This window comes from Pyxidicoccus sp. M15, assembly GCF_056858435.1.
In genome coordinates this window covers 6,222,905-6,248,628 of the sequence record NZ_CM166495.1, presented here as the reverse complement: position 1 = coordinate 6,248,628, position 25,724 = coordinate 6,222,905, and the positions used below count along the sequence as shown (strand labels likewise).

Here is a 25,724-nt window from a genome sequence, read left to right as displayed (position 1 = left end):
ACGTACGGCCATCAAGGAACGAAGCCCCATGGATTACGCCATCCGCACGGAGGGCCTGACGAAGCGGTACGGCGCCCTCGCGGCGGTGAACAACCTGAGCCTCGCGGTGCCCACCGGCTCCGTCTTCGGCTTTCTCGGACCGAACGGCGCGGGAAAGACCACCACCATCCGCATGCTGCTGGGACTCATCCGTCCCACCTCCGGCGCGGCGTCGGTGCTGGGAGTGGACGTCCTGCGCGAGCGACCCCGGCTCTCGACCTTGGTCGGCGCCATCGTCGAGGTGCCCGCCTTCTACCCGTACCTCGATGCCGCGGAGAACCTGCGCGCCATGGCGCTCGGCGCGGGGCATGCGCTGGCCGCGGGTGAGGCGGACCGGCTGCTGGACCTGGTGGGCCTGGCGAAGGACGGCAAGCGCCCGGTGAAGCAGTACTCGCTGGGGATGAAGCAGCGGCTCGGGCTCGCGGCGGCGCTGCTGGGCAACCCGCCCGTGCTCTTCCTGGACGAGCCCACCAACGGCTTGGACCCCGACGGCGCGCGGGAGATTCGCGACCTCATCGGCTCGCTGCGGAGCGAGGGCCGCACGGTGTTCCTCTCCAGCCACCTGCTCCAGGAGGTGGAGCGCATCTGCACGGACGTCGCCATCGTCCAGAACGGGGAGCTGCGCACGCAGGGCAACGTCGCGAAGCTGCTGGCGAGCAGCGGCATCGAGCTGCGCGTCTCGTCGGTGGCACGGGCCGCGGGCCTGCTGGGCCTGCCTCCGGCGGAGGCGCATACCTCCGAGGCGGGCTGGCTCCTCACCGACGGCACCGACAACACGGTGCCGGGCCTGCTGCGCAAGCTGCTGCAGGCGGACGTGGATGTCTTCGAGGTGCGCCCCAAGCGCAACTCGCTGGAGCAGCTCTTCTTCGAGGCCACCGCCGCCGCGCGGGGAGGGACCCACCCGTGATGCTCACCGCGCTCTCCCGCCAGTTCATGGCGGAGGTCCTGAAGGCCCGCAAGCGGAGCCTGTTCTTCGGCACCCTCGGACTGCTGCTCTTCTTCGCCATCCTCCCGCTGCCCATCGCCATCGCCGGGGCGGCGGATGCGTCCATCCGCGACTGGGCCCGGGACATCGTCACCTTCCCTGGCTGCCTGTTGAACACGCTCAAGCTCACCCACCTGGTGCTCCCCATCCTCATCACGGTGGTGGCCGCCGGAGCGGTGGGCGGCGAGTACTCCGGTGGCACGTGGAAGATGACGCTGCCGAGGACGACCTCGCGCGCCTCGCCGCTCGTGGCGAAGTTCCTGGCCACGCTGGCGCTGACACTGGGCTCGCTGGCCTTCACCTTTGCCTTCGCCGCGGCCATGGGGGCGGTGGGCTCGCTCATCCTCGGCTTCCCCTTCGTCCCCGCTCCGGTGGACGTGGACATGGGGGCCATCGGCCGGATGGTGGCGTACTTCCTCCTGGAGTTCTCCTGCATCATCAGCCTGGCGATGCTCGCGTCGGTGGCCACGCGCTCGCTCATCGGCGGCGCCGTGCTGGGCTACGTGGCCCAGCACCTGCTGCGCGCCCTGACGTTCCTGCCCGGCGGCTGGCTGTCGCCGATGACCAACCTGGAGTCGCTCCAGGCGCGGTGGCTGGCGCAGAGCAGCTACGGGGTCGCCGACGTGGAGGCGGCCATGGGGCGCGCCATGAGCTGGCAGGCCAGCACCGCGGCGGTGGTGGTCTTCACCGTCGGCTGCGGCCTGGTGGCCATCTGGCTGTTCGAGAAGCGGGACCTCGCGTCGGAGTAGCGGGCGTCAGCGGCACCGCACGTCCGAGGGGACGGGACCGATGTCGCCGGCCCTCCCCTCGGTCAGCCGCTTTCCGTGCGCTTTCCCTCACTCGGCGCCCCTTTCGGTCGGCAACGAAACGCTAGGCCACTTCGCCGGTACCCCACCCTCGCGCCGCGCACTATCCCCACGGGCCTGGGACTGGATGGCCCGGGGAGGTGCACGCATGAAGACGTCTGCCGAGCCGTCGACGCAACGGCTCTCGATCCGCATCAACGGCGCGGAGAAGCAGCTGGACGTCGCGCCATGGACCACGCTGCTGGACCTGCTGCGCGAGTCGCTGGATTTGACCGGGACGAAGAAGGGCTGCGACCACGGGCAGTGCGGCGCGTGCACCGTCCTCGTCGACGGCAAGCGCATCAACTCCTGCCTGACGCTGGCCGTCATGAAGGACGGCTGCGACGTGACGACCATCGAGGGCCTCGCGAAGGGCGATGAGCTCCATCCGGTCCAGGCGGCCTTCGTCGAGCAGGACGCGTTCCAGTGCGGCTACTGCACCCCCGGGCAGATCTGCTCCGCCGTGGGGCTGCTGTCGGAAGGCCGTGCCCGGACGGAGGACGACATCCGCGAGCTGATGAGCGGCAACCTCTGCCGCTGTGGCGCCTACCCCAACATCCTGGCTGCCATCCAGCAGGCGCGGCAGGCCCGCAAGGAGGGCAAATGAACCGCTTCTCCTACGTGCGTGCCGAGGACGTCCCCGGCGCCGTGGACGTCGTCGCGAAGAACACCACGGCGCGGTTCATCGCGGGAGGCACCAACCTCCTCGACCTGATGAAGGAGGACGTCACCCGCCCCAGCCACCTGGTGGACATCACCCGCCTGCCCCTGAACCGGATTGAAGACACGGCGGACGGCGGCCTGCGGATTGGCGCGCTCGTCACCAACTCGGACCTGGCCTGGAACGAGCAGGTGGAGCGCCGCTACCCGCTGCTCTCGAAGGCAATCCTCGCTGGCGCCTCGCCGCAGCTGCGCAACATGGCGACGACGGGTGGGAACCTGCTCCAACGCACGCGCTGCTATTACTTCTACGACGTGGGCACGGCCTGCAACAAACGCGAGCCCGGCTCCGGCTGTGGCGCGAAGGAAGGCTTCAACCGCATCCACGCCATCCTCGGCACGAGCGAGCAGTGCATCGCCACCCACCCTTCCGACATGTGTGTCGCGCTGGCGGCGCTGGAGGCCGTCATCCACGTGAAGGGTAAGGACGGCGAGCGAAGCATTCCCTTCGCCGACTTCCACCGGCTCCCCGGCGACACGCCGCACCTCGACACCAACCTGAAGCCGGACGAGCTCATCACCGCCGTGGAGTTGCCCCCGAGGGGCTTCGCCACGCACGCCGCCTACCTCAAGGTCAGGGACCGCGCGTCCTACGCCTTCGCGCTCGTCTCCGTGGCCGCCGCGCTCGAGCTCGACGGGGACCGCATCCGGACCGCCCGGCTCGCGCTCGGTGGTGTCGCGCACAAGCCCTGGAGGGACCCCGGCGCGGAGGCACTGCTGACGGGCAAGCCCGCCACGCGGGAGCACTTCCAGGCGGCGGCCGACGCCCTGGTCAAGGGCGCCAAGGGGTACGGGCACAACACGTTCAAGATTGAGCTGGCGAAGCGCAGCGTGGTCCGCGCCCTGGCCCAGGCCGCCGGGCTGGAGGGACAGCCATGACGACCTCTTCCAACTCCACGCAGCTCGGACAGCCGGTCAGTCGCGTCGACGGTCGCGCCAAGGTGACGGGCGAGGCCCGGTACGCCGGGGAGTTCAACGTCCCCGGGCTCGTCTACGGACAGGTGGTGTCGAGCACCATCGCCAGGGGGCGCATCAAGCACCTCGACGTGAGCGAGGCCCTGCGCGTCCCGGGCGTGCTCCAGGTCTTCACGCACGAGAACCGCCCCAGCCTCCCCTGGTTCGACCGCAAGTATCGCGACGATGACGCGCCCAAGGGCTCACCCTTCCGGCCCCTCTACGACAAGGAGATTGTCTACAGCGGCCAGCCCGTGGCGCTCGTGGTGGCGGAGAGCTTCGACCTCGCCCGCCACGCGGCCACGCTGGTGCGCGTCGAGTACTCGCGGGACGAGCACGAAACGGACCTGCGCGCCCGGCGTGGGAAGGCGTATGCCCCTGGCAAGGCCAAGGACGGCTACGAGCCACCGCCCAGGCCCTGGGGCCATGCGGACAAGGCGCTCGGGAAGGCCGCCGTCCGGGTCGACGTCGAGTACGAGTCCCCCGTCGAGCACCACAACCCCATGGAGCCGCACGCGTCCACGGTGATTGTCGAGGACGATGGCTCGCTCACCATCTACGACAAGACGCAGGGCGTGCTGAACAGCCAGCAGTACGTCTGCAACGTGTTCGACTTGCCGAAGGAGCAGGTGCGTGTGCGCTCTCCCTTCGTCGGAGGCGCGTTCGGCTCGGGGCTGCGGCCGCAGTACCAGCTGTTCCTCGCCGTCCTGGCGGCGCGGGAGCTGAAGCGCTCGGTGCGGGTGACGCTGTCGCGCGAGCAGATGTTCACCTTCGGCCACCGTCCCGCGACGCTGCAGCGCGTGGCGCTCGGGGCCGCGGAGGACGGCACGCTCGAAGCGCTCATCCACGAGGCGGTGGGAGAGACCTCGCGCCTCGAGCACTACGTGGAGAATGTCGTGAACTGGGGCAGCATGCTGTACCGCTGCGACAACGTCCGGCAGGACTACAAGCTTGTCCAGCTCGACTGCCCCACGCCCATGGACATGCGCGCGCCCGGCGCGGCCCTCGGCGTCTTCGCGCTGGAGGCAGCGATGGACGAGCTGGCCCATGCGCTGAAGATGGACCCCATCGCGCTGCGCCTGAAGAACTACGCCGAGAAGGACCAGAACAAGGACAAGCCCTACTCGAGCAAGGAGCTGCGAGCCTGCTACCAGCAGGGCGCGGAGCGGTTCGGCTGGGCGCGGAGGACGCCGGAGCCGCGCTCCATGCGCGACGGCCGGCAGCTCGTTGGCATGGGCATGGCCACCGGCATCTGGGACGCGATGCAGATGCCCGCGAGCGCGAAGGCCGTGCTCGGCCTGGACGGGAAGCTCACGGTCAGCAGCGCCACCTCCGACATCGGCACGGGCACGTACACGGCGATGACGCAGATTGCCGCGGCCACGCTCGGCCTGCGCGTGGAGGACGTGACGTTCAAGCTGGGAGACAGCTCGCTGCCCATGGCGCCCCTGCAAGGGGGCTCCTGGACGGTGTCGTCCGTGGGCTCGGCGGTGAAGGAGGTCTGCGAGAAGCTCCGCGAGCAGCTCTTCACCTTCGCCCGGAAGATGAAGGGCTCCCCGCTCGCGAAGGCGGACCAGGAAGAGGTGTCCTTCGCGGAGGGGCACATCCGCCTCAAGGCGGACCCGGCCCGGGCCGTCTCCTTCGTCGAGGCCATGCGGCACGGCGGCGTCCTCCACCTGGAGGAGAAGACGCTGGCCACCCCGAACCCGAAGCAGCTGGAGTACACGCGCAGCACGCACTCCGCGGTGTTCGTCGAGGTGAAGGTCGACGAGGAGCTGGGCACGGTGCGCGTCACCCGGGTGGTGAGCGCCATCGCGGCGGGCCGCATCCTCAACCCGAAGACGGCGCGCAGTCAGATTCTGGGCGGGGTCGTCTGGGGCCTCGGCATGGCGCTGGAGGAGGAAACGGCCATCGACCAGAAGCTCGGCCGCTTCATCAACCACAACCTGGGCGAGTACCACGTGCCGGTGCATGCGGACGTGCGGGACATCGACGTCATCTTCGTGAACGAGGAGGACACGGTGGTCAACCCGCTCGGGGCCAAGGGTCTGGGCGAGATTGGCATCGTCGGCGTCGCCGCGGCCATCGCCAACGCCATCTTCCACGCGACGGGCAAGCGCGTGCGGAGCCTGCCCATCACCCTCGACAAGCTGCTCTGACGCCCCCGCGAGGGAGTGGTCCGGGGAGCGTGCTGTTCACAAATGTCGGGGGGCTGCGGAGCGCAATGTCCCGACATTTGTGAACAGCGCAGTCCCGGAGCAACCCCGCACGTCCATCCACGCACGCCGCCAGGCGCCGGACGGGAGAGCAACGAGCCCGTGCCGGAGCCAGGCGGTCGCGGTCAGCCTTGGTTGTTCTGGATGATGGTGTCCGTCGCGAGGTTGGTGACCTTCGGATTGCTGGTCAGACCGGTGAAGTTGTTGTTCTCGATCACCACTCCGCTGCAAGCCGCGGCGACCCGGACTGCTCGTGCGGTCGTCGTCCCCGCGGCCTTGACGAAGGTGGAGCCGGCCACGCGGGCTCCGACGGCGGCGACCAGCTCGACCCCCCAGGCCGTGTTCCCGATTTCGGTGAACCGGCACTCCTCCACGGAGAACGCCGTCACCGGCGCTGCCGGTCCGGCCACGAGCAGCCGCTTCCCGGGTGCACCCGTGAACTGAGACCTCAGCATGCGCACCCTGTCGGCCTGGTCGATGACGGCGATGAGGTTCGACGGGCCGGAGGGAGCGGTGAACGTGCAGGTGTCGAAGGTGATTCCGCTGATGTTCGGGCCAAAGATGCGCAGGACGTTGTTGACTGGCCGGGTGATGTTCGTGCGGGTGAACGTCACGTCGTGGATGGAGCCCCCAGGGGCCGCGTCGTTCTGGATGCGGATCTCCTGCCCGTCCGCGATCAGGCTGCCGGCCATGTCGACCGAGCAGTCGGTGAAGCTCAGCCGTTCAATGGCCCCCGAGCTGTGCGAGTTCTTGACGACGATGCCCCGATTCGAGCCGGACCCGCTGCAGTTGATGAAGGAGCAGTCGCTGATGGAGGCGCTCATGCCGCTGTAGTCCCCACCGGTCCACTCGAGCCCGGCGACCATGAACCGGCTCACCGAGCTGTGACCGGTGCACCCGACGTAGCTGCCCCGGTTGATGCTCATGTTGTACAGAAGCGCACCCGGGGCGCCAATCGGCACGAACTGCAGGCAGTCGTCCCCGGATTCGACGTCACAGTGGGTGGCGAGGAAGTCGTTTCCGCCGATGACCCGGATGCCGCCGGTGCCGGTATCGACCGCGCTGTTGCGGATGTTCACCCGGTCCATGCGGCCCCGGTCACCGGCGTACACCACCGCCTGCCCACCCGCGAAGGTGTCGATGCTGAACTCGCTCAGCAGCACGTCGTCGCCGTAGAGGGCGAGGATGACGCCGGTGCGGCTGTGGTCCCTGGCTCCGATGGTGCCCGGCCCGGTGATGCTGACGCCGTTGGAGCGCACCGCGAAGTCGGCGTTGCGGAGGAAGGCGTTGGCCAGGCCGGGCTGCGTCGCCCAGTCCTTGAGCAGCAACGCGCCCTGCTCGAGGTGCAGTTTCGCGCCAGCCGGCAGGAACAGGCTGCTCGTGCACCGGTAGGTGCCGGCCGGCAACACGCCCACGGCCGCCTGGCTCGCCGTCGCGTTGATGAGCTGCTGCACCGCGGCGGTGTCGTCGGTAGTCCCGTTTCCGGTGGCGCCGAAGTCCGTCGCGTTCAGGGGGTCCGCCGCGAATGACTTGAATGGGGTGAGCCAGCCGAGCAGAGGAGCGGCCAGCCCCATCCCAGACAGGGCGAGGGCTTTGCGGCGGCTGAACAGCAGGGCGCGTCTATCGTTCATGAGACCCTTCATTTCCCAGGCGCACCGGAGCGCGCAGGTGTTCATGCGGCAGCTGCCGACCTGCTTGAGCGGTCAGCAGGGCCGACGGTAGCCCTGAGTGACCGTCGGCGGGCACTGCCGATCACACCGCACCCGATATCTGGAATGCCTGCCACGCCCGTTCTTTCACTCTCTGTCCGGGCGGGCACGGACCGCTCGCTCACCAGACGGGTGAGCCTGCGGTGCGACCGGTCGTTGGTGCCAGGACGTGCGGTGTCCCGCTGAAGGTCATCCAGGAGCTGAAGGACCACGCGACCATCGAGATGACCGTGCGATGCGGTCCAACGGGGGCAATCTGCTTGGAGGCAAGCGGCCTGAGTTCCCTGGTCTCCCAGGGATCACGAGAACCCCGTGGGAGGCGGACAGGAGCGTACGCCCTGGCAAGGTGTGGCGGGGAGGAGCGGGTGAAGGAGCACGGGTGGGCGTACCGGCGGAGGCAACCGGAGGGGACGGTGCTGTACGAGGCTGTGTAGGACAACCTCGCCACATTGCTGGCGGAAGCCAGCGAGGTGGGGCGCGGACTGCCCCGGTACGTGGAGCACGTGCCCTTCCGTCAGTGGACGCTGTCCTTTCCGCACCGAGTGCGGTGGGTGCTGCTGAAAGATGAGGGACTGATCTCGGACATCCTCACTCTCTTCCTGCCGGCGGTGTTCGCCATGCAGCGTCGGAGGGCACGGCGGCAGGGGTTGCGCGGTGGGCAGGTTGGGGCCGTATCGTTCATCCAGTTCTTCGGCTGGCGTTGCAGGTAACGCCGCACTTCCACTCGCTGGTGCCGGACGGTGTTTGGGTGCCGCAGGAGGACGGCGTGCATTTCGAGGCGTTGCCGCCGCCCACGCAAGCAGCCCCCGGCGCGAGGGCCCCCAGGCGGCGTGGTGGTGAGGTTCCAGCCACCCCAGCCAAGAGAGCCAAGCCCCTGTCGCGCACCTCATGGGAGCGCGGCCTGGGCTGGCGTGTACCCCAAGGGACTGCGCGGCCTCTCCACCCGCCGGCCGCACTGCTCGGGGGCCCATGTCCGCGGCCTTCCTCGCCCCCTCTGCAACTGCCCACCGCCCTTAACAGTGCCCCTATCCGTCCTATACTTCACCTCAACAGTGCCTCATCTCTCCTATACTTCAAAACCAATATTTCATAAGCTTGAGACCAATCTCTGGTGCAGATGGGAGAAACAATGATTGAGGTGCTTTCCATAGATCTGGACGCAAGGCTCAGGGCGCATTGTGTTACTGCACGTTGCAGTTACGAGCATTTCTTAAGGATAGTGCATGAGGCGGAAGAGAATTTGGAGATCCAAAGGAAAATAATCAAAGGAAGAACCGCCTATGCAACGCTCAGAGCGGATCTCAAGCGCGGCTGCGTGCTCCCTCCGCTAGTTCTTGCTGTGCACGATGCAGGGCTCCAATTGCCTCAATCTGCATCCCGCATAGACAACCCCGATGTCATCGACGAAACCGAAAAGAAGCTGTCAACGCTAAAACCAAGCCAAGTCTACATAATCGACGGCCTGCAGCGCACAAACACTATTCGCCAGACCATGCAAGAACTCCAAGGCGAAGAGCGTGCGACATTCCTGAAAAGGCAGATACGACTAGAACTCTGGGTCAACATTTCGTTTGGCGCGGTGGCCTACAGAATGCTGCTGCTAAATGCAGGGCAGCATCCAATGTCCATAAAGCATCAAGTGGAAATCCTGAGCATGAAGCTCAGAGAGGAACTCTCTGCCATTCCAGGCATCGAGATCGTCACCAGCCTAGAAGCAAGACGGAGAATACATGCCGGCCAGTTCCATCTCTCCAAAATAAGTCAAGCCTTCCAGTCTTGGCTGCAGGGACAGCCGAACATTGATCTTCGCAACACGGTCATGGAGCAACTCCTAGCGGAGTCGGCCATCGAAACTCTGGGCTCTGCACTTGGCACACAGGCAGATGGGAACTCGCGAGACTCCTTCAAGAGCCTCATGGAGTGGTTTGTGTCGATCGACTGCAAATTGCCGGCGGAGTCGATGGATTTTCTGGGCAACGAAACGGTACTGCAAGGGATCGCTGCGGCCGTTGGGGCTGCGGAGCGCAACCCAGCGCTTGTAGATCGCATGCGCCGTGGACTTGCACGACTGCGCGACGCAGTTGATTTGGAACCTAACTCCGACCCTTTGGCCATTCAAGATTTTGAAGAAATTCGAAAGGGAATTGACACAGCCAAGCGCAACGTAGGCCAAGCAACCCGAGACATGGTATTTCGAGCCTTCCAAGAGTATTTCGTAACAGATGGCACCAAGACGATGCAGGAGTGCTGGCGATTTGCCGGTGGCACATAAATGCAACCCCAACACATTCTAAAGGCATTGGGTTCAGACGGCGAACTCCCGCCTGAACGCATTGCTGAGAAAGTCAACGCGGCACGCAGCGACTTATCTCCCATTGTTTGCACTGATCAAGGCGCGGCTCGACTCATTGCGATACTAAAAGGGGAGCAAGGAGTTCGTCGCTTCAGTCTGCTAAGGTCACGCGTCAATTTTCAGAGTTGGCGATATCGCCAGTTGAATCTTGGGGGCACCCTTCTTGAGTCGCTCGAAATTCCTGGGCGTGAACCATTGGATGTTTCGCTGCCTCCTTCCCTGGCGGAAGAACTGCTTGTTGAGGCTTGGATTAAAGACGAGCAGTTGGTTCAACCCGTACGAACTACAAGTGCGGATTCATATATCCTAGTTTCTTGGCCAAATACCGGAAGGAGTGACTATAGCACTCTCGCTCCAGCACTATTCAATGCCGCACCTGCATTCGCACCAAATCTGCGGTGTCTTTGGCATGACGCATCGACTATAGACGTCGATCCACAGTCTAGCCTGCTAGGCCCTGCAGAAGGTGCGCTTCGGCGTATTTTTGCATCAGCCCTGATTCAAGATGCAGCTAGCCGTAGATTCATGGCGCTCTACAGGGTCTTGGAGCACGGCTATCTCAGCTCAATCTTGGACGAAATAAGATCCAGATTCTTTGAGGACCCTTCGCAAGCCATAGACAGAGCACAAAACGCTCTATCTTCCGAGCTACAACAACTGCGCGCACTGGCGGAGAAGTATTCACTGACGAGTCAGTTTGAGCATGCCTATGACATTATCGATGCAACACACACCTCCAATCGATTTGCCGCCGCGCTACATCGAAGACTAAAGAGCGACAAGGCAATAGGAACTCTACCAAAGGCAGCAAAGGGGACCTCCTATGTTTATCAGATTCGATGCGCAATTGCGCATGCCGGGACATCTCGGGTGTTTATTGAGCAGTTCGATGATGCCGAGCCGTTGATTGAGCAGGTTCTTGAGCCTGTTGAAAGGGCGGTGCACATCTACTTGCGCATCAAAGTGGCTTAAGGCCGCCTGGGGGGCCCACCAGCGCCTCCCATTTCGGACTTCAAGTGGGTAGTCAGTTCCATGGCTTCCAATCGCTTGCAGAAGGTTTCCTCGCTGCCGCTGCCTATGCGAATCCCTCGTGCCTCACCAACGCATGCATGAGGCTGATGAAGCGAGTGCGGGTGCGCACCAGGGCCTTGCGCACGGCCACCTGTGCTCGCAAGTGCCGACGTGCATCCGAGGTGCAGTGGGCCGGTTTGTACGCTCCCGGCTTGTAAGCCTCCGCCAGTGTTACAGGGCGCGTGACGCTCTGGCGCTGGAGCGCTTGTCGCGAGCGGAGGACGGCCGCATCGCCTACCGGATGAAGCGCCCGCTGCCCGACGGAACCACGGACCTCTTCTTCACCGGGCTGGAGCTTTTACGGCGTGTGGCGTCCCTGGTGCCTCCGCCTCGGTATCCGTACGGCGTATCCGTACGGCGGACGACGTGCCGGGCCGATTGAAGACGGACGGATGCTGTGCTCGGCGGTGGTCGCGAGCCTGGGCGTGAGCGATTGGGTGGGATGGGGCTGAGCGAAGGGCTCAGGAGGAGCCGGCGGCGCGTCGACGCTTCCACTCGTGCGGCAGCAAATCTCCGATGCGCGAGTCGGGGTGTGTCTGCACCCGAAGCAGCATGTCGGCGAGGTAGTCCTTGGGGTTGACGTCGTTGGCCTCGCAGGTGGCCGCCAGCGCGTAGAGGCCGGCCAGGTTCTCTCCGGCGGCCTCGTGGTCTACGAAGAGATGATTCCTCCTTCCCAGCGCTGCCTTTCTGAGCGCCGCCTCTGAGCGGTTGTTGTCCAACGGCAGCCGCTCATCCGAAACGAAGCGGCTCAGCGCGTTCCACTGCTTCAGCGCGTAGGAAATGGCCACGCCCAGCGGCCCCTTCGGCGGATGCTGAGGCGCCTGCTCCTTGAGCCAGGCGCGCAGACGCGCGAGGACGGGCGCGCTGTGTTGCTGGCGCAGCTCGCGGTGGGCAGCCGTGCGCACCACGTCCACCTTGCGCGCCTGGGCCTCCACACCCGGTAGAGCGCGAGGATGAGGTCCAGGGCCTCGCGGGCCTCGGGGGCGGTGGCGAACGCGTCGAAGAAGCGGCGCCGGCAGTGCGCCCAGCAGCCGACGCGCACGCGCCCGTCCGGCAGCGTCACCGGGTGGGAGTTCGGCCCCGGATGACCTTTCACTTCCGCTACGGCTACCTGTCTGCGTTTCCGAACCTGGGTGGGAGCCGGCTGATCAAGCACCACCTGTTTCCCCAAGAGGAACTCCTCGCACGCTGGTTCGTGCGACACAACATCAACATCCACGAGTTCACGATGGTGATTCCGGAGCACTTGCATCTCCGTGTCCACAATCCTGGAGGACGTGGAGGGCCGTGGAATGCGGCATGGCGGGAGTATATGAACGCCAACCTTCATCGACGTCACATCCCGCGCAAGGAGCTGCTGCGCAATGCGCTGGAGCTCGCCTTCAGATTCGATATCGCTGGACCCATCGTGTCCTACTACGGTCACCCCATCCCACCACCCGGCCCCCACATCTTCGCGGCCCCTTGAGGATGCATGCGGTTCTTCAGAATCGAAGAGGACGCGTCCTCACTGTACACAGGCAACTTGAATGCGGCGCACAAGTGGGGGCTGCCGGGTACCCAGCCCTGTCCCGCGTGTGGGCTCACCAATGCTGTCCTCGGGCTCGAGTATCCCTGTGTGGACTTGTCGGGGCTCCCCGCGTCGGAGCTGAAGAAGCTGTCCAACCCGGCCCCTGTCCCACTGGAGGAATACGAGCGACTGCGTGCACTGGTGCTGCCGCTGGTGCCTCAGAGCACGGTGCTAGAACCAGGAGCTGAGTTCGGCCCACTGACGGGTACAGGCTCCGGTACATTCGGTCAGCTCTTCATGCAGGCCAGTTGGTCGCTCTGCATGCGCCATGAGGCATGGGAGCGGCTACAAGCCGCCGGAGTGTCGGGCCTCCAGGGCTGTCCTATCGACGTACGCTTCCGTGGAAAGACCCCACCCAGATTGTTGAACATGCAGTTGGAAGTACACGGCCGGTTTCACTCCGACTGCCTGACCTGGACTCGAAAGCCCTCGTGCCCCAGGTGTGGTACGAGCGACGTAGAGGGGCCCATGCCGAACCCCGCCGTTCTCGATGCATCGACGTTGCCAACGGGGCTGGACCTCTTCCGCCTGCTCGACGTGCCGGGATTCATCGTCGCCACAGAGCGCTTCGTGGACGCGGCGAGACAGTTGCAACTGGACGGAGTGACGTTCCGCGAAGTCCAGGCACGGCCCGAGGCGCCGTAAGCGCACGGCCTCCGTGCCCTCTTCGCTCCGGGACGGAGGCCACAGCGCACCGATTTTCAGCTCGAAGTCCTCGAACGGCGCGGCCCGGATGATGTCCTCGTCACCATGGACGCCCAGCTCGACCCAGCGGCCGTTCATGAGCTCGCTCACTGTGAGCGTGCACGCATCCAGGTCGATGAACCAGAGATGGCGGATGCCGATGCGCGCGTAGAAAGGGCGCTCCAACTCCAACTCCACGGCGCACCTCCGGGTGTGGCCAATGGAGGTCTCACGACAAGCCGGCGCCCGTCGCGACGAGGCACGGCGAACACGTACCTTGCAATGCACCAGAAAATAGGAACCGTGATTCATGTCTCATCCCCGGGTGAGGCGGTTTCGGCCCTCGCCAGGGCGGTTTCGTCACATCACTCGCCGGAGCGCGCCCCGGCCTCTGTATCTCCGTTTCCACCGGGGGCCTGGAGTCACGGGCCGCCGGAAGGCCGCGCGCACTTTCGCGCTCGCGGCGCGAGGAGGAGACACCATGAGATTCTTGAACGCGGTACGAGGAATGTTCCTGGCGAGCGCGCTGGCGCTCGTGGGCTGCCAGGGCGGAGAGCCGGGCGATGACGGCCCGACGGAGGCGCCGGGGAGTCAGGAGCAGCCGGTCACCAACTGCGTCAGCCTGGTGCCGGTGATGACGAGCAACAGCGCGCCGTCGGGCTTCGCGTCGAGCTCGGGCATCTACGGCTCGAATCCGGCCGCCTACGAGCCCTGGAAGGCGTTCGACAACGCCACCACCTTCTGGCTCTCCACGGCCAACGTGACGCCCGCGTGGCTGGGGTACGAGTTCGGCAATGGCGTGATGAAGACGGTGCGCCGCTACGCCATCAGCTACTCCAACGGCTCCATCACCACGCGTGCCCCGAAGAACTGGACGCTGGAGGGCTCCAACGGCAGCACCTGGGTGGTGGTGGACACGCGGACGAATGTGACGGGCTGGACCAACGAGCGGCGCGAGTTCGACGTGGCCCATCCCGGCAACTACAAGAAGTACCGGCTGCACGTGTCGGACGACAACGACAACCGCGCGGGCATCGTCACCGTGTCCATTGGCCGGCTGGAGCTGTACCAGTGTGACGCGTTCCCCACGGTGTCCGACGTGTGGACGAAGACGTCCGGCGCTCCGGGTGGCTTCACGCGCATCCATGACCTGGCGGGAGACCCTGCAGGCCGCACCTACTCCACGGGCATGACGACGGTGGGGGTGGAGGGCCAGCCCATGGCGGGCTTGATGGACGGCTTCCTCACGGCGCGAGACTGGAACGGCAACATCACCTTCCACAAGCAGATTGGAGTGCCGAACTTCATGACTGTCGGCTACGGCATCGCCCGCAACCGCACGTTCGAGGAGATCTACGTCGTGGGCCTCACGGACGGCCCGCTCAACGGTGCGCCCAGCAGCGGTGGGCGTGATGCGTTCATCACCCGGTACCGCTACACCGGCGTGTTCGGCTGGACGCGCCAGATTGGCGTGGCGGGGGCTCAGACGGAGGGCTACGGCGTGTCCATCGACTCGTCGGACAACGCTTTCCTGGTGGGCTCCACCGACGGCAACCTGGATGGCAACGTGCGCACCGGCAACTCCGATGCGTTCGTCACCAAGTACAACGCCACGGGCGTGAAGCAGTGGACCCGCCTGCTGGGCGTGGCAGGGAAGACGACCCACGCGCAGCGGGCCTCCGCCGACACCTCCGGCAACGTCTACGTCTCCGGCTGGACGGACGGCAACCTGGACGGCCAGACGCTCACGGGCCCTCAGGATGCGTTCATCACCAAGTACGACGCGAATGGGGTGAAGCAGTGGACGCGGCTGGCGGGCGCTCCCGCCACGGCCGTGTGGCTCTACGGCTCCACGGTGGATGTGAACGGCAACGTGTACCTGACGGGCTACAGCGGCGGAGGCATGGACGGCGTGCCCAACGTCACGCCCCAGATTGACGTATTCCTCGCGCGGTTCAACCCGGCGGGCGTCAAGCAGTGGGTGTGGGAGCTGGACTCGGGCTCGGGCTCGTGGGGCATGGGCATCTTCGCCCATGACGATGGCATCTACCTGACGGGCGGCGCGGTGGCGGACGTGACGCAGACGACCGACACCACGGGCGGCAGGGTCCACAACTACGTGGCGAAGGTGAACTACTCCGGCGCGCTCCAGTGGATCAAGCAGCAGCCCACCGCCGTGCTCGGCGGCGTGGAGAAGGACGTGCGCAGCATGGGCGTCGTGGTGGACCAGGATGACAACATGTACGTCGGCGGCTACCTGGACGGGAACTTCGAGGGCAACACGCTGCAGGGGGCCCCCGACTCGTTCCTGACGAAGATCGCCCCGTAGCGAGGGCACTGGAGGCGCGGCACGCGGGACAGGTGCCGCGCCTTCATTCCTCGTCGCTGGCCAGCCGGGGGTTCACCTCCAAATGATGTCGTGCGACTTTGTCGCGGACTTTTCGTTCCCTTTTGAGCCGGCCGTGTTTCAGGCCGTGTTCACCGGGAGAGCGAATGCGTCTTCGCGATGCAGTGGCGGTTCTCGTCTCCTTCTCAAGTGTGGGGTTCGCCGCACCCACCTCGAGCGATGAGCTCGCGGAGGTTCGTGCCTCACTTCGCGCACACAATCGGGTCCCATGAATCTCACGCCTTTCCGCCTCCGAACCCTTCTCTCCCCGGCGGTTCTGCTGACGCTCATCGCTTGCGGCTCGGGAGAGCCCAGTGACCCGGGAGCTGACGCTGGAACTGACGCGGGAGTGAAGCCGGTTTATCCCGGCGAGTGGAAGGTCCACGCGCCCATGAAGGATCCTCGTCGCTCGGAGCTGGGCGCGGGAGTCATCGATGGGAAGATTTACGTAGCCGGCGGTAGATTGGACAACGACTTTCCGCTGGATCTCCTCGAGATCTATGATCCCGCTACGGACAGCTGGACGCCAGGCCCTTCGATGCCGGCCCCACGGGATCACGCGGGCGTCGCCGCAGTGAACGGTAGGCTGTATGTGATCGGCGGCTATGGCCCCGCCACCACTGCGACGGTGTTCGAGTTCGATCCACGCTCATCCACCTGGACTAGCAAAGCGCCGATGGTCTCGCCTCGCGCCGCATTCGCTGTCGCCGTGGTCGGAACCAAAATCCACTGCATGGGCGGTATCCCGGGAAACGCCCACGAAGCCTACGACGTCTCAACGGATACCTGGGAGATGTTGCCCAAGATGCCCAGGGGCCGAGAGCACCTGGCGGCCGCGAGCATCGGCACGACGATCTATGTCGTCGGCGGTCGTGTCGCACCCTATCCTTACGAAAACTACGCTGCCTTGGATGCGTATGACACCGTGACCAGGACCTGGACGCAGCTGCCCGCAATGCCCACCGCGCGCGGGGGGCTCGGCGCTGCGGCGCTGGACGGCAAGTTCTATGCGATAGGCGGCGAGTTCCCAAGCGTCTATGCCCATGTCGAGGAGTACGACCCAACCACCCAGGCCTGGCGAAGAATGAAGAACATGCTCACGCCGCGGCACGGCGTCGCCGCGGTCACGGTGAACGAGTGGATTCACGTGGTCGGAGGCGGTCGAAAGCTTGGCACTGCTGGCACGACTGCCAACGAAGCTTTCAAGCCGGACTAGGCACCGGTACCGGCAGCGCTGGCGTCAGCCCACCTGGGCCGTGGCGACGAAGAAGCCGGTGTTCACCTGGGAGGGGTCCACGGTGAGGCCGTACCGCTCGACGAACTCCGGCCCGAGCTCGCGCTGCATCAGGAAGAGGACCTGGTCCTGGGCATTGCGGACGGTCTCCTCGCCCCCGCCGCCCAGCTCCGGGTCGAAGAAGTAGTTGGGGCCGATGGCCTGGTCCAGGGTGCGCAGCGTCTCGGGAGACTCATCGCGCAGGTCGTTGATGAAGGCGACCGCCTCGTCGCCCTGGAGGCCGTAGAGGGCCGCCACGCGCCAGGCCGTGTCGATGTTCTGGATGTTCTCCACGTTCCCCGACGCGAAGGCTGCCTCCCGCGCCTCCAGCTGCGCGAGGAACTGCTCGCGGGAGAGCCCCAGGTTGCCGAGCTGCGCGGCGGTGTTCGGGTCGGCGGTGAGCAGCTCGCGCGTGTCGGCGGGGACGCCCGCCTGCTCCAGCAGCCGCGCGCGGTCCTCGGCGAGCGCCTCGCGCTCCTCGTTGCCGTTGATGATGCCGCTGATGAAGCCGCCAATGGCATGCACCACCCCGCCCACGATGCCCAGCGCTCCGCCCACCACCGTGCCCGCCGCGGGGACGAATTCCAGCACGTCACCCACCAGGCTGATGCCGGTGCCGATGGTGGAGATGATCTCCCCCGCGTCCGTCCCGTCCTCCCGGAGGTTGCCGATGTCCTCGGCCAGCTGGGCGGCATCCAGCGCCAGGCCGATGGCGGGCAGGAAGCGGCCGCCCACCCGAGCCGCGTCGCCAGCCAGGTCCGCCGTGCGGCTGAACATGCCGAGCAGCCCCGACGCCATCAGCACGCCGCCGCGCGCCGCGCCCAGGAAGCTCTGCAGGGCCTGCGGGTACTCGCCGTCCGCAAAGGCCTGGGCCCCGGCGTAGATGCCGTAACCCACCGTGGCCACCGCCAGCGCGCGCTGGAAGGGGTTCTTCTGGTCCCACTGCGAGACGATGGCCTGCGCGCGCGACGTGTCCCAGTCCGCGCCGGCCCGGAAGTTGGAGAGCGTGTCCAGGGCCAGCTTGAAGTTGTCCACCTCGCGCTTGATGCTGGCGAACTCGCTGCCCGCGGTGGTCAGCGGACCGATGAGCGCCTCGATTTCCTCGGCGGCGCGGGTGGCGCCCTCGGGGCCCTCGGCCTCGTGCGCGGCGAAGATGCCCGCCTGGGCCCGCGGCAGGCCCGGGGCGAGCACCTCGTTCTGCAGGCGCTCCTCCAGGTTGCCATCGGTGTGCTCGTCCATCTTCGCGGCGAGCGCCGGGTTGTTGCTCACGCGGCCCACGAACTCCACCGCCGCGGCGGCGTGCGCGTCCGTGTTGGCCAGCAGGGTGTAGGAATCCAGCAGCACCTTCGCCGCGTCCGAGTCGCCCTGCGCGGCGAGCGTCTCCAGCGCGGGGCCCGTCTCCTCCAGCGTCTGGGCGAGCTGGTGGGAGAGGCTGTTCATGCGGTCGCGGTCCGCCGCGCGCTCGGGGTCGGCCCAGAAGGCGTCCGTATAGGCCTGGCGCTGCTCGGCCGTCATGCCCGGGCCGAAGGCGGCGAGGTCCGCGGCCAGGCGCTGCTCGTGGACGGCCACCTCGCCCTGGGCGGTCGCGAGGTCCTCGCGAATCTTGTTCACCCCGTCCGTGGCCTCGTTGAGGATTTCGTTCCCCGCCTCCACGAGCCCGCGGTTGTTGATGAGGTCCTGCGCGAGCGCGCCGGCCAGCCGCACCCCCTTGCCCTCCTTGGCGAGGTCGTCGAAGACGTCGTCGAACTGGTTGATGTCGCCCGCGTCGCCCTCGGCGGCGAAGGCCTCACCCAGGGAGGAGGAGAGCTGCTCGACGCCGTCCTCGCTCGCGAGGTCCGCCACGGCGGCGAGGCTGGTGATGCCGGCCTCCGTCTGGCGCTGGGCGCCCTCGCCGGAGTCATCCACGCCATGCCGGGCGCGGTGCGCGAGGTCGCGGGAGAGGGTGTTCACCTCGGGCGCCAGCTCCTCGAGGAGCGCGTCCACCGCCTCGGGGTTGCCCAGGGCGCGGGCCTCCTGCTCCAGCGCGATGGCGGCGGCGCCGGTGCCTCCCTCCGCCAGGGCGGTGCGCACGCGCTCGGCGGCGGCCTCCGTGGCCTGGGCGGCCGGGTCCGTCACGGCGGCGGTGGTGCTCGCGCGCGGCGCGGTCTCGGAAGATGCGCGGGCGAAGGCTTGCGGCGCGGTGAAGGAGGTCCCCGGGGTGATGCGGAAGGAGTGGCCCTGGAGCATGGCCGGGGCTGACGCCGTCTCCCCCGTGAGCTTCTGGCGCACGGGGCCGGTGGGGGCCTCGAAGCCGGTGCGGCCGGGATCAACGCGCTGCGTGACGGGCTTGCGCTCGGGGACGTTGCGCGGCGCGGCGGCGCTGGAGGTAAAGGCCTTGGGCGTCGTGGGCCGGTTGCGGATTCCGTCGCTCTTCATGCGCCATCACCCTTTTTCGCGGAGCGTGGGAGTACTTCCGCAAGGGGCATTGTCGCGTAAGGAGCCTCGGAGGTTTCCAGGAGCCGGGTCGGACGAGTGGCCCGCCGAGGGGGCACGCTCGACTTCCACAGGTGGGGCAGGCCCACCCACCCCATTCCCGCCTCCCTACGCCGGCTGCTTCTGGCTCAGCGCCACGCTGCCGAGAATCAACGTCCCGGCGATGAGCATGGAGCCGGTGAGCGGCTCGTCCAGGAGCAACCACGCCCACGCCACGGCGAACAGCGGGACGACATACGTGACGGTGGAGGCCCGCGCCGCGCCGATGCGCTGGATGAGCCGGTAGAAGATGGCATAGGCCACCCCGGTGCAGAGCACGCCGAGCGCCCCGGCGCACAGCCAGGACCGCACGGGAATGGCGTGCTCCGGCCACGACATGACGGCGAACGGGAGCATGAACACCGCCGAGCACAGGAGCGTGGCCGCCGCCACCGCGCCGGCCGGAAGGCCCGTGAGGTTGCGCTTCACCATGTTCCCTCCAATGCCATACAGGAACGCGGCCGTGGTACCCGCCGCCACCGCCCAGCCGATGCTCGCGCCCGCCGTCTTGCCGCTGGCCAGCACCACCACGCCCGCGAAGCCCGCCAGCAGCGCCACCGCGCGCCGCGAGCCGATGCGCTCGCCGTAGAACAGGAACGCCACCAGCGCGGTGAACAGCACCGCCATGCTGTTGCAGATGGCCCCGATGCCGGCCGGCGCCCGCTGCGCCGCCCACGCGAACAGGGCGAACGGCACCGCCGAGTTGATGGCCCCGATCAAGGCCAGCCTCGGCCATAGCTTCAGCGGGAACGAGGCTCGGGCCCGCCACAGGAACGGCATCAGCACCAGCGCGCCCAGCGCCAGCCGCAATTCCACCAGGGGCATCGCGCCGAAGTCCTTGGCCGCGACGCGCATGAACATGAACGACGCGCCCCAGATGGCGCCCAGCAGCCCCAGCTCCAGCGGCGTCTGCCAGGTGACCGCGAGGGAGGGAACAGAGGGACGGACCAGCGTGGATGAGCTCATGGGTGAGGCTCCAAAATGACTGTTGGCTGTCCTCTAGATGTCGCCTGCCGCCCTTCCCCACAAGCGCATCTTTTTCCAGGCAGCCTCAAGTATGATTTGAGGCTCCTCATGCCCCTGCCCTCCGACTGGCTCCCGGCCCTGGCGGCGTTCGAGTCCGCCGCCCGTCACCAGAACTTCTCCCATGCGGCGGAGGAGCTGCACCTGACCACCAGCGCGGTCAGCCACCATGTGCGCAAGCTGGAGGCGCAGCTCGGCGTCGCCCTCTTCCAGCGGCATGCGCGCGGCGTGTCGCTCACGGCCGAGGGGCGCCAGCTCGCGGACACGGCCAGCAGCGCGATGGCCGACATCGACGGCGTGCTGCGAGGCCTGAGCGCCGCGCGCGACGAGCGCAACCGCGTGCGCATCAACACCCTGCATTCACTGACGTACACCTGGCTGCTGCCGCGCCTGCCGGCCTTCACCGCCCTGCACCCGCACATCCGCATCCAGATTGACACGGAGGCCTCGCTGGCACGCTTCGACGAAGGTGGCCCCGACCTGGCCATCCGCCACGGAGAGGGCCACTGGACGGGGCTGACGGCGCACCACCTCATGGACGAAGTCCTCTTCCCGGTGGCCTCGCCCCGGCTGGCCGGCTTCCAGGACGTCCGGGATGCGGCGGGTGTCGCGAAGCTGTCGCTGGTGAGGGACCTGTCTCGCCAGGGCTGGGCGGACTGGTTCCGCGCGGCGGGGGTGCGCGACGCGCAGTTCGACGAGCGCCACGTCTTCAGCGACACCACGGACGCGCTCAAGGCGGCGGTGCACGGCCTGGGCGCGGCGCTGGGGCGCGAGCAGATTGTGGCGCCGTACCTCGCGGAGGGCAGCCTCGTGCGCCTGCCCGGTCCCCCTCTGCCCGCGCGCTTCGGCTACTTCGTGGTGTACCCGGCGCACCGGCGACTGCGGCACGCGGCGCGGACCTTCGTCGACTGGGTGCTCCAGCAGCCCGCGCGACCGCCCGCTGAGCCGCCCCCGGCCCGGTAGGCGCTCGCTACATCCGTTTACACGCCGTGGGTCTGGGACTCACCCTGGTGCGCCACGGCCGCTGCCCACATTGACAGGTTCCTGTCGAATTGGCAGAAGCCTGTCCATGACGAAGCTCACGGAAGCGGGGGCGCTGTTCACGGAGCTGGTGCTGGAGGTGTTCCGGGTCAACGGCCTGACGCTGGAGGCGGGAGACGCGCTGACGGAGCCCCTGGGGCTGAGCAGTGCCCGCTGGCAGGTGCTCGGCGTGGTGGACCACGAGCCCGCGCCGGTGGCGAACGTCGCGCGCATCATGGGGCTCGCCCGCCAGAGCGTGCAGCAGACGGCGGACGCGCTGGAGCGGGATGGCTTCCTCGAGTACCAGGAGAACCCGCACCATCGCCGCGCGAAGCTCCTCGCGCTGACGCCCCGGGGACGCGAGGCGCTCCGCAAAGTCGAAGCCCGCCAGGCGGCCTGGGCCAACCGGCTCGCCGCGAAGATGGACGCGCGGGCCCTGCGGGCAACGGCGGACGGACTGCGGCAGATGCGCGAGCACCTCGAGGCCGAGGCCGCACCGGCCAGCGAAGGGCGGACGGGAGGTGGGCGATGAGCGGCGAGTCGACGATTCCCCTCCTCCCCTGTGTCGCGCTCGGCGAGACGATGGACTTCTACCGGGCCCTCGGCTTCGAGGTGACGTACCAGCAGACCTCGCCCAATCCGTACGCCGTGGTGCGCCGCGGGGGCATCGAGCTGCACTTCTTCGGACTCAAGGGACTGGAGCCCTCGGCCGCGTACAGCTCGTGCCTGGTGGTGATGCCGGAGGTGGAGTCCCTGCATGCGACGTTCTCCGAGGCCCTGCGGCGCACGCGCGGCAAGCTCCCGGTGTCCGGCATCCCCCGCATCACGCGGATGAAGCCGGGCCAGGGGCGGTTCACCCTGGTCGACCTGTCCGGCAACTCCCTCATCTTCGTCCGGCGCAAGGAGGCGGAGTCCGCCGAACCCGTCCCGGAACCGGAGCCCCGCTCCCGGCTGGCGAAGGCGCTCGCCGCGGCCGTCCGCCTGCGGGACTTCAAGACGGACGACGCCGCGGCGGCGAAGGTCCTCGACGTGGCGCTCGCCCGGAACGAGCCCGCCGCGCCCGTCGACCGGGCCCGCGCCCTGGCGGCCCGGGCCGAGCTGGCGGTGGCCCTGGGCGACCCGAAGCGCGCGAAGGCCCTGCGCGCCGAGCTCCAGCAGGTTCCCCTGTCCGGCGAGGAGCGCGCGCTCCTCCAGGTGGAGCTGCGCGCCGTGGACTACCTGGAGCGCATGCTCGGGCGGCGGGACTGAAGCCCCCGGGAGTCCCTACGCCGTCGCATCGAAGCCGTCGGTGGACATGGCCAGCTCGCGCCACGCGGCGAGCTCCTCGGCGACCTGCCGGTTCTTGGCTTCGACGACGGCGACCGTGTCGCTCCCCAGGGGCAGCCGCAGCGGCGGCCGCTCCGCGTCCACCAGCGTGAGCATGGCCTTCGCCAGCTTGTGGGGGTTGCCCGGCTGCGCGTGGTTCAGCCTCGTGGCGGAGGAGCGGATGACCCCGGACGACCCGGCGTAGTCGGCGATGGGCTCGGACACGGAGAGGGACTGCCCGTCGAGGAAGTCCGTGCGGAAGTAGCCGGGCTCCACCACCGTCACCTTGATGCCGAGCGGCGCCAGCTCCGCATGCAGCGCTTCCGAGAGTCCCTCCACCGCGAACTTGGTGGCGCAGTAGACGCCCCAGCCCTGGGCGGAGGCGTAGCCGCCGACGGAGGACATGTTGATGACGTGTCCCGAGCGCTGTCGCCGCATCTGCGGCAGCACCGCGCGGGTGACGGCGAGGAGGCCGAAGACATTGGTGGAGAACACGCGCTCCACGTCGCGAGCGCTGGCCTCCTCCACCGCGCTGAGCAGGCCGAAGCCGGCGTTGTTCACCAGCACGTCGATGCGGCCGAAGCGCGCCACGGCCGCCTCCACCGCGGCGCGGGCCTGCGCCTCCTGGGTGACGTCGAGCGCGGCGGCGAGCAGGCGCGGGTGCTCGCCGAACTTCGCGGTGAGGCTCCTGGGGTCCCTCGCGGTGGCGACGACGGCGTCTCCGGCGGCCAGGGCCTCGGCGGTGATGAGGGCGCCAAAACCACGGGAAGCTCCAGTGATGAACCAGACGCGCATGGCGGATTCCTTTCGGGTGCGTCGCCGGGCGGTGCGACCGGCTGACGATTCAGAAGGTACCGGCCGCACCTCGTTGAGAGAATCTCTTGAGTCCTCATCAAGTTGGTGAATTCATCTCAACAATGAAGCGCATCGACCCGGCGGCCCTGTCCCCGTTCCTGGCCATCGCCACGCACCGCAGCTTCCGGAAGGCGGCGGTGGAGCTGGGGGTGTCGCCCTCGGCGCTGAGCCACGCGCTGAATGGCATCGAGGAGCGCCTGGGCGTGCGGCTGGTCAACCGCACCACGCGCAGCGTGGCACTGACGGAAGCAGGCGAGCGCCTGTTCGAGCGCATCCGTCCCGCCTTCCGCGACATCAACGATGCCCTCGAGGACCTGAACAGCTTTCGCGGCCAGCCCATGGGCACGCTGCGCATCAACGCGGCGCTGCAGTCTGCCCAATTGGCGCTCCTGCCCATCGTCACCCGTTTCCTGCGGGTGTACCCGGACGTGCGCGTCGACCTCGTGGTGGAGGACGCGCTGACGGACATCGTCGCCGCGGGCTTCGACGCCGGGGTGCGCCTGGGCGAGAGCCTCGAAGCGGACATGCTCGCGGTGCCCATCGTCCCCCGCATCCGGTCCGCCGTCGTGGGCTCGCCGGGGTACTTCGAGCGGCATGCCCGGCCGAAGACGCCGCAGGACCTGCGCGCCCTGCCCTGCATCCGCTACCGCTTCCTCAGCGGCGCCCTCTACCGCTGGGAGTTCGAGCGGGGCACCGAGGAGGTCAGCATCGAGGTCGACGGCCCGCTGAGCGTCACCGAGCAGAACCTGATGGTCGACGCGGCGCTGGAGGGCGTGGGGCTGGCCTATGTCTTCGAGCCGAGGGTGAGCGGGCTGATTGCGCAAGGCCGCCTGGTGCGCGTGCTGGAGGACTGGTGCCCCTCCTACCCGGGCTTCTTCCTCTACTACCCCAGCCGCCGCCAGCTCCCGGCCGCCCTGCGCGCCTTCGTCGACTTCGCGAGGGCGCCCGCGCCCGGCCGGAAGGGCTGAGCGGCCGGAAGGGCACGTTGTTAGGATGGAGCGGCCCTTGGCGGAATCAAGCGCGAGGTGGACCTTGGATGAAGTGAGCCGGAGAGCGGCGTTGAAGCTGATCGCGGCGGCGGGAGTCACCACCGCCGCGGGGTGTTCGCGCGGCACCGGAAAGGCAGAGGAGCCGGGAATGAGTCAGCAGAAGAGTCCGCAGCAGCAGGAAGCCGTCCTCCGTGTGGACCCGCTCGGGATGCCGTGGCGGACGCCGGACCCGTTCCTCTTCTGCGTGCACCACGACGACCGGTACCCGGCGGGCAACGAGCACCTGGGGCCGTCCGCCTCGCTCGCGGGCCGCAACCTGGGTCAGGACTTCGACCAGCGGGACGGCTGGAACATGTATCACGGCACGGTGGTGCCCGGGTTCCCCCAGCACCCGCACCGCGGCTTCGAGACCGTCACCATCGTCCGCAACGGGCTGTTGGACCACTCCGACTCGCTCGGCGCGGCGGCGCGCTTCGGCGGGGGCGACGTGCAGTGGCTCACGGCCGGCGCGGGCATCAACCACTCGGAGATGTTTCCGCTGCTGAAGCGGGACCAGCCGAACCCGGTCGAGCTGTTCCAGATATGGCTCAACCTGCCGCGCGCGAACAAGCTCGTGGAGCCGCACTTCTCCATGCTCTGGAATCACGTCATTCCGAAGCACGTCGTGAAGGACGAGGCGGGACGCACCACGGAAGTCACGGTGGTGGCCGGCCGGGTGGGCGACGTGAAGGCGCCGCAGCCGCCGCCGAAGTCGTGGGCGGCGCACGCGGACGCGGACGTGGCCATCTGGACGCTCAAGCTGGCGCCGGGTGCGCGCTGGACGTTGCCGGCGGCGGCGCGGGGCAGCAACCGCATGCTGTACTTCTTCCTCGGCTCCGAGCTGCGCGTGGCGGGGCGTGCCATCGCGCCGTCGCATGGCATCGAGTTGCGCGCGGACGTGGACGTGGAACTGGAGAACGGCGCGGACGTGGCGGAGTTGCTGCTCCTGCAGGGGCGCCCGATTGGGGAGCCTGTCGTGCAGTACGGCCCGTTCGTGATGAACTCGCGGCAGGAAATCCAGCAGGCCTTCGCCGACTACCAGCGCACGGGCTTCGGCGGCTGGCCGTGGCCGAGCAATGCCCCCGTCCATGCGAGGGAGGAAGGCCGCTTCGCGAGGCATGCCGACGGACGGCTCGAACGGCCGGCCTGAGGACTCGAGACGCGCGGGAGGCGGAGC

The 25,724-nt window shown here is 67.6% G+C and carries 22 protein-coding genes and 1 pseudogene; 17 read left to right on the top strand and 6 right to left on the bottom strand.

Going from position 1 to position 25,724, the window contains the following annotated elements:
* Window positions 1-28 precede the first annotated feature (28 nt).
* The 5 genes from ACX9TP_RS23460 (at window position 29) to ACX9TP_RS23440 (ending at window position 5,702) form a co-directional block, all read left to right on the top strand.
* Window positions 29-946, top strand: a complete 918-nt coding sequence (locus ACX9TP_RS23460) for an ABC transporter ATP-binding protein (RefSeq protein ID WP_482981957.1) — start codon at window positions 29-31, stop codon at window positions 944-946.
* Window positions 946-1,773, top strand: coding sequence for an ABC transporter permease (locus ACX9TP_RS23455; protein WP_482982208.1), 828 nt, complete (start codon window positions 946-948; stop codon window positions 1,771-1,773). The genes ACX9TP_RS23460 and ACX9TP_RS23455 overlap by 1 nt, the downstream gene beginning before the upstream one ends.
* Before the next feature lie 205 nt (window positions 1,774-1,978).
* Window positions 1,979-2,476, top strand: a complete 498-nt coding sequence (locus ACX9TP_RS23450) for a (2Fe-2S)-binding protein (protein WP_482981956.1) — start codon at window positions 1,979-1,981, stop codon at window positions 2,474-2,476.
* The gene (locus tag ACX9TP_RS23445; RefSeq protein WP_482981955.1) at window positions 2,473-3,468 is read left to right on the top strand and encodes an FAD binding domain-containing protein; all 996 of its coding nucleotides are present in this window, start codon (window positions 2,473-2,475) and stop codon (window positions 3,466-3,468) included. The genes ACX9TP_RS23450 and ACX9TP_RS23445 overlap by 4 nt, the downstream gene beginning before the upstream one ends.
* A complete protein-coding gene (locus ACX9TP_RS23440) occupies window positions 3,465-5,702 on the top strand; it encodes a xanthine dehydrogenase family protein molybdopterin-binding subunit (protein WP_482981954.1) in 2,238 nt (745 codons plus the stop codon). Before ACX9TP_RS23445 ends, ACX9TP_RS23440 begins: the two co-directional genes overlap by 4 nt.
* 182 nt (window positions 5,703-5,884) lie before the next feature.
* On the opposite strand, the gene ACX9TP_RS23435 is transcribed toward ACX9TP_RS23440, so the two are convergent.
* Window positions 5,885-7,435 (bottom strand): glycosyl hydrolase family 28-related protein, encoded by a 1,551-nt coding sequence (locus tag ACX9TP_RS23435; RefSeq protein WP_482981953.1) that lies wholly within the window; start codon window positions 7,433-7,435, stop codon window positions 5,885-5,887.
* 1,162 nt (window positions 7,436-8,597) lie between these two features.
* Here ACX9TP_RS23435 and ACX9TP_RS23430 point away from each other — a divergent pair.
* The 3 genes from ACX9TP_RS23430 (at window position 8,598) to ACX9TP_RS23420 (ending at window position 11,274) form a co-directional block, all read left to right on the top strand.
* On the top strand, window positions 8,598-9,740 hold the full coding sequence (locus ACX9TP_RS23430; RefSeq protein ID WP_482981952.1) for a hypothetical protein: 1,143 nt from the start codon (window positions 8,598-8,600) through the stop codon (window positions 9,738-9,740).
* Entirely contained in the window at window positions 9,741-10,793 is a 1,053-nt protein-coding gene (locus ACX9TP_RS23425; protein WP_482981951.1) for a hypothetical protein, read from the top strand.
* Between the two features lie 133 nt (window positions 10,794-10,926).
* The gene (locus ACX9TP_RS23420; RefSeq protein WP_482981950.1) at window positions 10,927-11,274 is read left to right on the top strand and encodes a transposase; all 348 of its coding nucleotides are present in this window, start codon (window positions 10,927-10,929) and stop codon (window positions 11,272-11,274) included.
* 79 nt (window positions 11,275-11,353) lie between these two features.
* Here the strand turns inward: ACX9TP_RS23420 and ACX9TP_RS23415 are convergent, their stop codons facing one another.
* Both ACX9TP_RS23415 and ACX9TP_RS23410 read right to left on the bottom strand, forming a co-directional pair.
* Window positions 11,354-11,827, bottom strand: coding sequence for an IS66 family transposase (locus ACX9TP_RS23415; RefSeq protein ID WP_482981949.1), 474 nt, complete (start codon window positions 11,825-11,827; stop codon window positions 11,354-11,356).
* Between the two features lie 53 nt (window positions 11,828-11,880).
* Window positions 11,881-11,934, bottom strand: a pseudogene (locus ACX9TP_RS23410) (hypothetical protein); the annotation flags it as partial.
* Between ACX9TP_RS23410 and sitA6 the strand changes: the two are divergent.
* The 4 genes from sitA6 (at window position 11,911) to ACX9TP_RS23390 (ending at window position 16,748) form a co-directional block, all read left to right on the top strand.
* Window positions 11,911-12,360, top strand: coding sequence for a SitA6 family polymorphic toxin lipoprotein (sitA6, locus tag ACX9TP_RS23405; protein WP_482981948.1), 450 nt, complete (start codon window positions 11,911-11,913; stop codon window positions 12,358-12,360). The pseudogene ACX9TP_RS23410 and the gene sitA6 overlap by 24 nt on opposite strands.
* 6 nt (window positions 12,361-12,366) lie before the next feature.
* On the top strand, window positions 12,367-13,107 hold the full coding sequence (gene sitI6, locus ACX9TP_RS23400; RefSeq protein ID WP_482981947.1) for a SitI6 family double-CXXCG motif immunity protein: 741 nt from the start codon (window positions 12,367-12,369) through the stop codon (window positions 13,105-13,107).
* A 520-nt stretch (window positions 13,108-13,627) separates the two neighbouring features.
* Entirely contained in the window at window positions 13,628-15,475 is a 1,848-nt protein-coding gene (locus ACX9TP_RS23395) for an SBBP repeat-containing protein (RefSeq protein ID WP_482981946.1), read from the top strand.
* Window positions 15,476-15,923: 448 nt separating this feature from the next.
* A complete protein-coding gene (locus tag ACX9TP_RS23390; protein WP_482981945.1) occupies window positions 15,924-16,748 on the top strand; it encodes a Kelch repeat-containing protein in 825 nt (274 codons plus the stop codon).
* Between the two features lie 24 nt (window positions 16,749-16,772).
* Here ACX9TP_RS23390 and ACX9TP_RS23385 read toward each other — a convergent pair whose 3' ends face one another.
* Window positions 16,773-19,220: a hypothetical protein gene (locus ACX9TP_RS23385; RefSeq protein WP_482981944.1), complete on the bottom strand. Its 2,448-nt coding sequence runs from the start codon at window positions 19,218-19,220 to the stop codon at window positions 16,773-16,775.
* Window positions 19,221-19,385: 165 nt separating this feature from the next.
* Entirely contained in the window at window positions 19,386-20,282 is an 897-nt protein-coding gene (locus ACX9TP_RS23380; protein WP_482981943.1) for a DMT family transporter, read from the bottom strand.
* 108 nt (window positions 20,283-20,390) lie between these two features.
* Here ACX9TP_RS23380 and ACX9TP_RS23375 point away from each other — a divergent pair, with 108 nt between their 5' ends.
* The 3 genes from ACX9TP_RS23375 (at window position 20,391) to ACX9TP_RS23365 (ending at window position 22,607) form a co-directional block, all read left to right on the top strand.
* Window positions 20,391-21,302, top strand: a complete 912-nt coding sequence (locus ACX9TP_RS23375; protein WP_482981942.1) for a LysR substrate-binding domain-containing protein — start codon at window positions 20,391-20,393, stop codon at window positions 21,300-21,302.
* A 106-nt stretch (window positions 21,303-21,408) separates the two neighbouring features.
* Window positions 21,409-21,891, top strand: coding sequence for a MarR family winged helix-turn-helix transcriptional regulator (locus ACX9TP_RS23370; protein ID WP_482981941.1), 483 nt, complete (start codon window positions 21,409-21,411; stop codon window positions 21,889-21,891).
* Entirely contained in the window at window positions 21,888-22,607 is a 720-nt protein-coding gene (locus tag ACX9TP_RS23365) for a VOC family protein (protein WP_482981940.1), read from the top strand. The genes ACX9TP_RS23370 and ACX9TP_RS23365 overlap by 4 nt, the downstream gene beginning before the upstream one ends.
* Before the next feature lie 15 nt (window positions 22,608-22,622).
* Here ACX9TP_RS23365 and ACX9TP_RS23360 read toward each other — a convergent pair whose 3' ends face one another.
* Entirely contained in the window at window positions 22,623-23,459 is an 837-nt protein-coding gene (locus tag ACX9TP_RS23360; protein ID WP_482981939.1) for an oxidoreductase, read from the bottom strand.
* 122 nt (window positions 23,460-23,581) lie between these two features.
* Between ACX9TP_RS23360 and ACX9TP_RS23355 the strand changes: the two genes are divergently transcribed.
* Both ACX9TP_RS23355 and ACX9TP_RS23350 read left to right on the top strand, forming a co-directional pair.
* On the top strand, window positions 23,582-24,487 hold the full coding sequence (locus ACX9TP_RS23355) for a LysR family transcriptional regulator (protein ID WP_482981938.1): 906 nt from the start codon (window positions 23,582-23,584) through the stop codon (window positions 24,485-24,487).
* Between the two features lie 169 nt (window positions 24,488-24,656).
* Window positions 24,657-25,697 (top strand): pirin family protein, encoded by a 1,041-nt coding sequence (locus ACX9TP_RS23350; RefSeq protein ID WP_482981937.1) that lies wholly within the window; start codon window positions 24,657-24,659, stop codon window positions 25,695-25,697.
* Window positions 25,698-25,724 lie beyond the last annotated feature (27 nt).

What these genes read in the sequence shown, in the direction of transcription:
- ACX9TP_RS23390 (WP_482981945.1), top strand. Translation starts at nt 15,924, where the DNA reads ATGAAGGATCCTCGTCGCTCGGAGCTGGGCGCGGGAGTCATCGATGGG.
- ACX9TP_RS23370 (WP_482981941.1), top strand. Translation starts at nt 21,409, where the DNA reads ATGACGAAGCTCACGGAAGCGGGGGCGCTGTTCACGGAGCTGGTGCTG.
- ACX9TP_RS23455 (WP_482982208.1), top strand. Translation starts at nt 946, where the DNA reads ATGCTCACCGCGCTCTCCCGCCAGTTCATGGCGGAGGTCCTGAAGGCC.
- sitI6 (WP_482981947.1), top strand. Translation starts at nt 12,367, where the DNA reads ATGCGGTTCTTCAGAATCGAAGAGGACGCGTCCTCACTGTACACAGGC.
- ACX9TP_RS23425 (WP_482981951.1), top strand. Translation starts at nt 9,741, where the DNA reads ATGCAACCCCAACACATTCTAAAGGCATTGGGTTCAGACGGCGAACTC.
- ACX9TP_RS23420 (WP_482981950.1), top strand. Translation starts at nt 10,927, where the DNA reads ATGCATGAGGCTGATGAAGCGAGTGCGGGTGCGCACCAGGGCCTTGCG.
- ACX9TP_RS23440 (WP_482981954.1), top strand. Translation starts at nt 3,465, where the DNA reads ATGACGACCTCTTCCAACTCCACGCAGCTCGGACAGCCGGTCAGTCGC.
- ACX9TP_RS23360 (WP_482981939.1), bottom strand. Translation starts at nt 23,459, where the DNA reads ATGCGCGTCTGGTTCATCACTGGAGCTTCCCGTGGTTTTGGCGCCCTC.
- ACX9TP_RS23355 (WP_482981938.1), top strand. Translation starts at nt 23,582, where the DNA reads ATGAAGCGCATCGACCCGGCGGCCCTGTCCCCGTTCCTGGCCATCGCC.
- ACX9TP_RS23385 (WP_482981944.1), bottom strand. Translation starts at nt 19,220, where the DNA reads ATGAAGAGCGACGGAATCCGCAACCGGCCCACGACGCCCAAGGCCTTT.
- ACX9TP_RS23430 (WP_482981952.1), top strand. Translation starts at nt 8,598, where the DNA reads ATGATTGAGGTGCTTTCCATAGATCTGGACGCAAGGCTCAGGGCGCAT.
- ACX9TP_RS23435 (WP_482981953.1), bottom strand. Translation starts at nt 7,435, where the DNA reads ATGAACACCTGCGCGCTCCGGTGCGCCTGGGAAATGAAGGGTCTCATG.
- ACX9TP_RS23350 (WP_482981937.1), top strand. Translation starts at nt 24,657, where the DNA reads ATGAGTCAGCAGAAGAGTCCGCAGCAGCAGGAAGCCGTCCTCCGTGTG.
- ACX9TP_RS23395 (WP_482981946.1), top strand. Translation starts at nt 13,628, where the DNA reads ATGAGATTCTTGAACGCGGTACGAGGAATGTTCCTGGCGAGCGCGCTG.
- ACX9TP_RS23365 (WP_482981940.1), top strand. Translation starts at nt 21,888, where the DNA reads ATGAGCGGCGAGTCGACGATTCCCCTCCTCCCCTGTGTCGCGCTCGGC.
- ACX9TP_RS23375 (WP_482981942.1), top strand. Translation starts at nt 20,391, where the DNA reads ATGCCCCTGCCCTCCGACTGGCTCCCGGCCCTGGCGGCGTTCGAGTCC.
- ACX9TP_RS23450 (WP_482981956.1), top strand. Translation starts at nt 1,979, where the DNA reads ATGAAGACGTCTGCCGAGCCGTCGACGCAACGGCTCTCGATCCGCATC.
- ACX9TP_RS23445 (WP_482981955.1), top strand. Translation starts at nt 2,473, where the DNA reads ATGAACCGCTTCTCCTACGTGCGTGCCGAGGACGTCCCCGGCGCCGTG.
- ACX9TP_RS23460 (WP_482981957.1), top strand. Translation starts at nt 29, where the DNA reads ATGGATTACGCCATCCGCACGGAGGGCCTGACGAAGCGGTACGGCGCC.
- ACX9TP_RS23380 (WP_482981943.1), bottom strand. Translation starts at nt 20,282, where the DNA reads ATGAGCTCATCCACGCTGGTCCGTCCCTCTGTTCCCTCCCTCGCGGTC.